We start from the raw sequence: 7,619 nt of genomic DNA, 5'->3' as shown, positions 1-7,619 counted from the left end.
CCGTCCAGGAGCAAGCCACGCAGATACAGGCCGCCCTTCACCCGCTGATCCGCCCGCGCCAAAGGCTTGAACATCTCCCCGGCGAACTCCTCCAACCGGTCCCGAAACGTAGCGAGTTCATCCGCCCTCATACCCGCAGAGAAGCACCAGACTGCCGACCCGACAAGACACCTAACAAAGCACTACTAGCCCTCGCCTTTCAGTTGGGCCCCTGAGATGGGTTGATGCCGGCGGCGATGTCCTCTCGGCCGTGTGTGGTTGCCGGGCATGTCGAGGGCCTGCCCGGAACCGCCGCGCGGAACCGAACCACAGCCCCGGTAGCCTGACCCGAACACGACCCGCCGGCCGAAGCATCGGCACCCGCATGCCGGAGCACCTTCGCACAGGTGGCGGTGGCACTGTTCAGCGAGGGCTCCGACAACGGACCCGGCCAGCCGACGGACAACGCCCGACCGTCCTTCGCCAGAGGACCGTGTCCCCGGTGCCGCCGCCCGAGAACGACGTGTCCACCGCCGCGCAGCCCGGCCCGACCGTACCGTCGGTCCGGCGCACCAGCGATTGTCAGGGGGTCCACACCCAAGGGGCAACCTCAAGTACGCCTTGTCCCCGGCCGCCGCGTCGGGCCGGCCTGCGGGAGCGGCCGATGGGCCCGCGGACCCGGACTCCCCCCGGCCGGTGCCGCCACGGCCAGGGCCACCTTCGCCGTCGCACTGACCGCACACCAGCGCCCCGCCGGCGTCCGCCGGTGACCAGCCCCGACTCGGCGGCCAGGCGCGGGCAGCCGCCGCATCCCGTTGCGTCGGCTGCGGCCGGGGGGCAAGCGGAGGGTCTCAGCCGACCGAAGGCCCAGGCCGGATCGAAAAGGGAGCGCCGGGCCCGGGCTGCCGCAAGGGCGGGACTCAGTCCCAGACCGGACCACGGAACCAGAGCTGCCACTCACCGCCGTTGCAGGGAAGGGTGTAGGTCCACTCCCGGAAGTCACCGTCGAGGCACTCGCCCGTCTCCAGGTTGACGAGGTTGTACATGCTTTCGCTCACCTGGTAGTAATGGTCGTCCTTCCGGTCGCCCACGTAGACGGCCTTCCAGCGCTGGGAGCGAGCGCCGTTGCAGGTCCAGCCATACACGTCGTCCCGGTTGTACCAGGTGTCGAGGCACAGGCCGGTGCTCTTCTCCTTGATCTCGTAAGCGCCGACCGACGACTTCCAGGTTATGGTCATCGTGCTTGCGTACTGGTACAGGTGGGCCGTTCCTCCTTCCTTGTTGCCCTCGATGCCCACGCCCAAGCCTGTGCGGTAGTGCCTGAGCTGCCCCGCCCCCTCGATCCCCTGGGCGGCGGATGCCGGCGCCTGGGCCACGGCGCCCAGCAACGACACCACGAACAACAACACCAGCGACGTCCGAGGCAACAGCGCTCTGATTTTCATCTGACAGTCCTTTCAACGCGGCACGATGGAGAGGGCCCACCCTCAGCGGACGAGTCGGAACCCTGCCGCGCCAGCGTGATCACGCCCGTGTCCACTTGCGCCAACTGACGGTGGACAGTCGAAGAACAGTTGACGGCACGACAGGTCCGTCGGCCCCTCAAGAACGGAAAGGCAGGGGTGAGGGCCCTCGACATCACCTTGTGCGGCGGCGGAGAACAGTCGCAGACGCAGGCGCTTGGGCTCCCAGCGGCGAGTCCCGCCGCTCAAGGCGAGCAGGGGAATCCAGGCGAGCAGGCCGAGTGCGATCTGGACGATCTCGCCAGATCCGGTTCTGCGCGGCCCGGTGAAGGGGGAGGATGCGCAGGCCGGTGTCGCGGGCGGCGCGGATGCGGTCCTCGGCCTGGGCCCGCCGGCGGTGCCGCGGCTCCCGCTGGGCGATTGGCGTGCCGACGGTGTCGGTATCGGCGACCCAGGCACCGTCGCGGCCCCGCTCATCCGGGATCTTCGCCGCCCGGCACCGCTCACGGTCGGCTGTCCAGGACTTGGGCAGATACAACTCACGGTCCACCAAGGCCCGTCCGCGTTCGGTGGGCGTAGGCGGCGAACACCCCGATCCGACAGTTGCCGATCTTTTCGAGGTGCCGGTGTACTGCCGGCTCACCCCCGCAGACGTGCGGCGGACCAGGGAGTCCTGCCAGGGCCGCCCTCCGTCAGGGAGGCGAGCTTGCGGACAGCCGAGCCCGCGCGCCTCAGCCGCCTGCCCCGTGCCTCGGCCCCAGCCAGCCCAGCTCCGCCGCCCGCAGTGCGATCTGGAAGCGGGTCTTCGCGCCCAGCGCACTGCCCGCGTCGGTGACGTGCTTCTGCACGGTGCGGCGGCTCACCTTCAGTACCCGGGCGATGGAGTCGTCCTTCAGGCCGGTGGCCATCAGCCGGAGGATCTCACGTGTCCGCTCGTCGACCCGGGGCACGTCCGGGCCGCTCTGGCCCTCCGAGCCGTCGGCGCCCCCGGGGGCGTTCGCCCCTCCCAGCACCGGCCAGTCGTCCCGGCTCTCCAACGACACCGGCGCAGCCTCCGCCCACAGGCTCTCGAACAATGCCGCCAACGCCTCCACCAGCGCGGGGGAGTGGACCACCAGCGACCCCACCTCCGGCCGGTCGCCGCGCACCGGCAGCACCGCCGCCGTCCGGTCGAAGACCACCAGCTTCATCGGCACCCGCGAGGCCAGGCGCAGTTTCCCGCCCAGCGCCGTACCCCGCAGCGCCGTCTCCAGCGAGACGGCGTCGGTGAAGCCACCCGTCTCGTACACCGATCGCAGCTCCACGCTTGCCATCACGCCCAGTTCATCCGAGGACACCCCGGAGCCCGTCACATACGGGGGCTTCGCCAGGTGCAGCACCTCCACCGAACTCTGCTTCAGCAGCTGGGTGTAGCGCGCGGTCACCTCCTCGTGCTCCAGCATCTCCACCAGATGCGCCGCCCGAGGGACCGACATCGCCTCGTACGCCTCCTGGAGCTGTTCCAGGATCCCCTCGGCCGCGGCCAGTTCGGCCCGGCGGCGGGCCAGCAGCGCGCCGAGCGACGAGCGCGGCGGGCTCGCGGCCCAGCGCACCGGCCGCCCGTCGAGCCGTCTCACGAGCAGGGCGCCCTCCAGCCGCCGCAGCGCCTCCTCGGCCTCGCGCAGCGGGACCCCGACGGCCGTTGCGACCGCGGCCGCGTCCGCGGACGGCGCGTCCACCAGGTGCTCGAGCACCCGTCCGCTGATCGCGTCCATTCCGGCTGCCGCCCACGGGTTGTCCGGGATGACGTTCATACGGCCTGACACTCCTGTACGCGGGACCGGGCGAGGTCGATCGGAACCTATGCCGACGCGCAACGGGCGTCGCTCGTATGTCCGTTGGGACGACTCACGCATGTGTGCAATTGCACGAACACGCACCCTGGCGGTCTTGTTCCCGCCGCCGCGTCCCGCGAGATTGATCACGCAACCTGCATGCCGTCCACATGTGACCCGCATGCCTCATCAGTCACGAAGACGTGCCTGGGCTTCCCCCTCTCTTTGTCCCATGAGGGACCTCCCTGAAGGGTGCCGCATGTCACCACGTCATCTCGGAGCACAAGTCGCGGTGCTCGCGGTCCTGCTCTTCGCCGCCACTGCGCCCCCGGCCGCCGACGCGGCCGAGTCCGCCCAGCCCGGCTCCCAGGCCGCCTCCTCCGCCTCCTCGTCCACGTCCACGTCCCACAGCATCTCCCTCGCCGACGGCTCGGTCGTCCGCTGGAGCGACGACGGCACCGGCACACTCACCGCCAAGGACGGCATCACCCGTCCCTTCCCCGTGGCCGGCACCACCGGCCGCAGCGGGCTCGGCGAGCAGCTCGCTCCGTCCGCCGCGCTGCTCCAACGCAGAGCTGACGCGGCAAAGGCGACGCCGTACCAGGTCACGTCGGGCGTGGGTTCGGCGTCCTCCGCCGTCCGCCCCCAGACCATGAACACCGGCGCCGTCGAGCTGCCCGAGCAGGTCCGCTCCGCCATCGACGACCTCGCCTCTCCGGCGGCCGGCGCACGCTCCACCGCGCGCGGAATCGCACCCGGCACCGCGACCGACGCCGCCGCCCTGCCCACCAACGCCGGCCTGACCACGTCCTTCCAGTCGTACCTCAACGCCGGCGGAGTCGACGCCGTAGGTGCCTTCCAGGACACCGCGACCTACTTGAACGCCCTGCCCGGCGCCGGGCAGATCATCACCAACGTCTCCCTCGGGGACCTCACCGACCAGTCCATGGCCGACGCCGGCGACGCGTACGTCAAGCAGTACGGGCCCACCACGGTCGTCAAGCACGGCCAGCGCTACCTCGATTACCCGTCCCTGCCGCTGATCCCCACCTACACCAGCGACAACCACGGCCGCCTCGACCCGGTCGGAACCATCGAGGGGCAGGATCCCAACCTCGCCGAAGTCCTCCTCGACTTCTCGATGATGGCCCCGCTGCCGCACGACCGGCAGCGCCCGAAGGCGACCGGAAGCGGTGTCACCGACCTGCTCGGCATCGCCCCCGGCGCCGACTACCGCCTCGTCGTCCCCGAGGAGGCGTCCGGCACGGGCATCGCCGCCGCGCTGCGCGCCGCCGCCGCCCAGACTCCCCGGCCCGACGTGATCACCGCGAGCCTGGGCTTCGGCACCGACGGCTCCATCGGCTTCCCGTCGCGCTGGCTGGAGGACGACCCGGAGATCCGCGAGACCCTGCGCGAGATCGTGGACTCGGGCATCGTGGTCGTCGTCTCCTCCAACGACGGCACCCGGCTCGGCCTGCCCGTCTCCGTCGGTCCCGACGGCGGCAGCACCCCGACCGAGCGCACCACCAGGGCCAAGTCCGAGACCGTCATCGACGACGTCGCAGCCACCACCGTCCCCTCGAGGGTCCGTGACACGGGCGCGATAGCCGCCGGTGGCAGCACCACCGATGACACCCTCAGCTCCGGCGACGTCCGCACCTCGGGCTACCCCGCCACCCGCTACAACGGCACGGCCGGCTACTCCTCGGGCTTCGGCAGCCGTGTCGACCTCGCCGCCCCCGGCGACAATCTGCCCTCGCTCATCCACGTCCCCGACGGCACCGGCGTCGTCCTCAGCGGCGGCACCTCCGCCTCCGCCCCGATGATCGCCGCCGCCGCCGCGAACGTCCTGTCCGCCGCCGAAGCCACCGGGCAGAAGCTCACCCCGCTCCAGGTCCGCGACCTGCTCGTCGACACCGGACGACCGCTCGCCCAGCCCCCGCAGACGGACCGGAAACTTGCCATGGGGCCGCAGCTCGACGTCACCGCCGCCGTCGAGAAGGTCCTGGCCAAGAAGCACGGACTCATGCCCACCGCGGTCCGGCTCTCGGTCGCGGAACGGCAGTTGATGTCCGTCACGCCCACCACCAACTTCGTGGAGGCCACCGACTCGGACGCCATCGACCTGGGCGGACCGCGCGACGACAACGGCAATGGCAACGGCCAGAACGCCGTCTCACCGATCACCCTCGGACTCGACCTCACCGGAGCCCGCGAGGGCCTCACCTACCGGCTGCGCGTCGACGGCGGCAAGACCATCCCCGCCCCCGGCCCCAGCCTGCGCCTTCTGCCCAGCGAACTGTTCGCCGCCGCAGGGCTGCCGCTTGCCTCGAAGGAGTCCCGCAGCCTGACGGTCACCTTCGAGGCACTCGAGCACGGCCGCGTTGTCGCCTCGGCGGGCCGCACGCTGACCTTCACCGCCACCGACGGCACCTACGCGCAGCCTCAGGCGCCCACCGCGCCCGGCACGACTCCGCTCGGCGACTCCGTGACCGTCCACTACGACCTGACCGGTCTGCGTGACACCACCGAACCGGAGCTGGTGCTCTCCTCCGTGGGCCACTGGACGCCGTTCACCACCGCCGACAAATGGCGCGCCACCTGGCGCACCCCGCTCACCGAGACCAAGGGCACCGTCACCATCCCCGCCTCCGCCTTCGAGGCGGGCGGCGCGGGACTCTACGGCGTGGGCATCACCCTGTACGGCGGGCAGGTCTACGGTGACTTCCGCGCCCTGACCGTCGGCGCCGGCGCGGACCAGCGCGCCGAGGCGCCTCAGCTCGGCCACGGCGCCGCCACCGGGTACTCCGCGCAACTCACCTACGGCCAGCGCACCTTGACGGTCTCCTGGGACGCGAACGGGGTGCCGGGCGCGAACGGCGCCGCCATCGAGTTCCTCACTCCCGCGCCCACCTTGTACGGCGCGCTCAACACCACCACCAACCAGAACGGCAGCGGACGCGACGACAACGGTGTCGATCACGCCTCCACCCTGTTCCGGGAGCTGCCGTCCGCCAAGGGCCGTACCACCCTGGATCTGCAGGCGCTCAACCTGCCGACCGGCCTCCAGTACCCCGTACGGATCATCGCCACCCGGGACGGCAAACCCGTGGGCCAGGCCTCCCCGACCTCCTTCCTGGAGTACCTCGACGGCGACCTCGTCTCCGGCGTCCTGGAGAACTTCGAGGTCACCGGCGACACGGCGCTGCTCGCCACCGACACCTTCTCCGAGGACGGCGAGCTCACCGGCGGCAGCGTCACCGGCTACTCGCTGACCGACGGCAGCCGCGGCTCCACCGTCTCCACCGACACCGGCTCGGGGATGATGCGGACGGTGGTCGGCGCCGACCCCACGACCGGCACCACCCTCATCGCACACCGGCCGTACGCGGGAGGCCTCCTCCCGGAGATCGACCTGCGTGACACCAGGACCGGTGCCGAGGTCAGGACCGCCACGCTGGACCCGAACGCGGGCACCACGTCCGTCTACTACCAGGGCGGCGCCGTCGACCCCGACCGACACCGTGCCGCGATCGTCACCTACAACGCGGTCTCCGGCATCGACCAGCTTTGGACCGTCGACATGAAGAGCGGCGAGGTCTCCGAACCCCTGCCCGTCAACCGGTCGAGCCCCGGCCGCGCCTTCAGCAACGTCTCGGTCGACGCCTCCACCGGCACCTTCTTCGTCGCCACCACCGGTACCCAGGGCCGCTGCGTCGACGTTCGCGTCCCCTATGCCGCGGTCAGTTTCGACCCCGAGGCCCGCACGGTGTCCCCGATGACCACCATGCCGCAGTGCACCGCGGGGCTGCTGCCCGACGGCAAGGGCGACAAGGTCTACGTCGCCGCCGGCCCCGCCACGCCCGACTACTCCAGCGGCTCCTTCCCGACCGGCACCTGGCGCACCGCCGACCAGCACACCCTGGCCACCGGCACCGCTGCCGACCTCGGCACCCGCGGCGTGGTCTGGCCCGCGCTCGACACCCACAACAACGTGGCCGTCGTCGCGCATCTCTACGAGGAGGCCACCAGCGGCGACAACAACGCTCTCAGCGAGATCACCGTCGTCGAACCCGACACCGGAAAGGTCCTCGCCCGGCACCCTCTCGCCAACCTCGTCAACAGCATGGGAGGTCTCGACAACTTCGAGCCGACCTCCCTCCGCGGGCTCCACCTCGACCCCGAGACCCACACGGTGTACCTCGTCAATCCGTGGGCGAACGGGCTGCAGCGGCTGAAGTACTGACCGCACGACACGAGACCGCACAAACACGGACGGCGCCGCACTTTTTTGCGGTGGGTGCGGCGCCGCCTTTCTTCCGGGCACGGAATCGACTCATGGAGTCCGCTTGCACTCCGGCGA

Annotated in this window: 3 protein-coding genes and 2 pseudogenes; 1 reads left to right on the top strand and 4 read right to left on the bottom strand. The window is 71.0% G+C overall.

The window, feature by feature from the left end; translation table 11 throughout:
• Positions 1–899: 899 nt before the first annotated feature.
• The 4 genes and pseudogenes from AB0927_RS28695 to AB0927_RS28680 all read right to left on the bottom strand — a co-directional run bounded on the left by AB0927_RS28695 (position 900) and on the right by AB0927_RS28680 (position 3,235).
• The gene (locus AB0927_RS28695) at positions 900–1,424 is read right to left on the bottom strand and encodes an RICIN domain-containing protein (protein WP_366670644.1); all 525 of its coding nucleotides are present in this window, start codon (positions 1,422–1,424) and stop codon (positions 900–902) included.
• Between the two features lie 210 nt (positions 1,425–1,634).
• Positions 1,635–1,851: pseudogene (locus tag AB0927_RS28690) on the bottom strand (transposase); the annotation flags it as partial.
• A 54-nt stretch (positions 1,852–1,905) separates the two neighbouring features.
• Positions 1,906–2,262 (bottom strand): annotated as a pseudogene (locus AB0927_RS28685) (transposase); the annotation flags it as partial.
• Positions 2,174–3,235: a LuxR C-terminal-related transcriptional regulator gene (locus AB0927_RS28680; RefSeq protein ID WP_366670643.1), complete on the bottom strand. Its 1,062-nt coding sequence runs from the start codon at positions 3,233–3,235 to the stop codon at positions 2,174–2,176. The gene AB0927_RS28680 and the pseudogene AB0927_RS28685, both read right to left, overlap by 89 nt.
• Before the next feature lie 280 nt (positions 3,236–3,515).
• On the opposite strand from AB0927_RS28680, the gene AB0927_RS28675 reads away from it, so the two are divergent.
• Complete coding sequence (locus AB0927_RS28675; RefSeq protein ID WP_366670642.1) at positions 3,516–7,502, top strand: S8 family serine peptidase; 3,987 nt, start codon at positions 3,516–3,518, stop codon at positions 7,500–7,502.
• Positions 7,503–7,619 lie beyond the last annotated feature (117 nt).

The organism is Streptomyces sp. NPDC048106, assembly GCF_040706415.1.
Lineage (GTDB): Bacteria > Actinomycetota > Actinomycetes > Streptomycetales > Streptomycetaceae > Streptomyces.
Note: the sequence above shows the minus strand (reverse complement) of the source record. Positions and strands in the feature narration are given on the sequence as shown.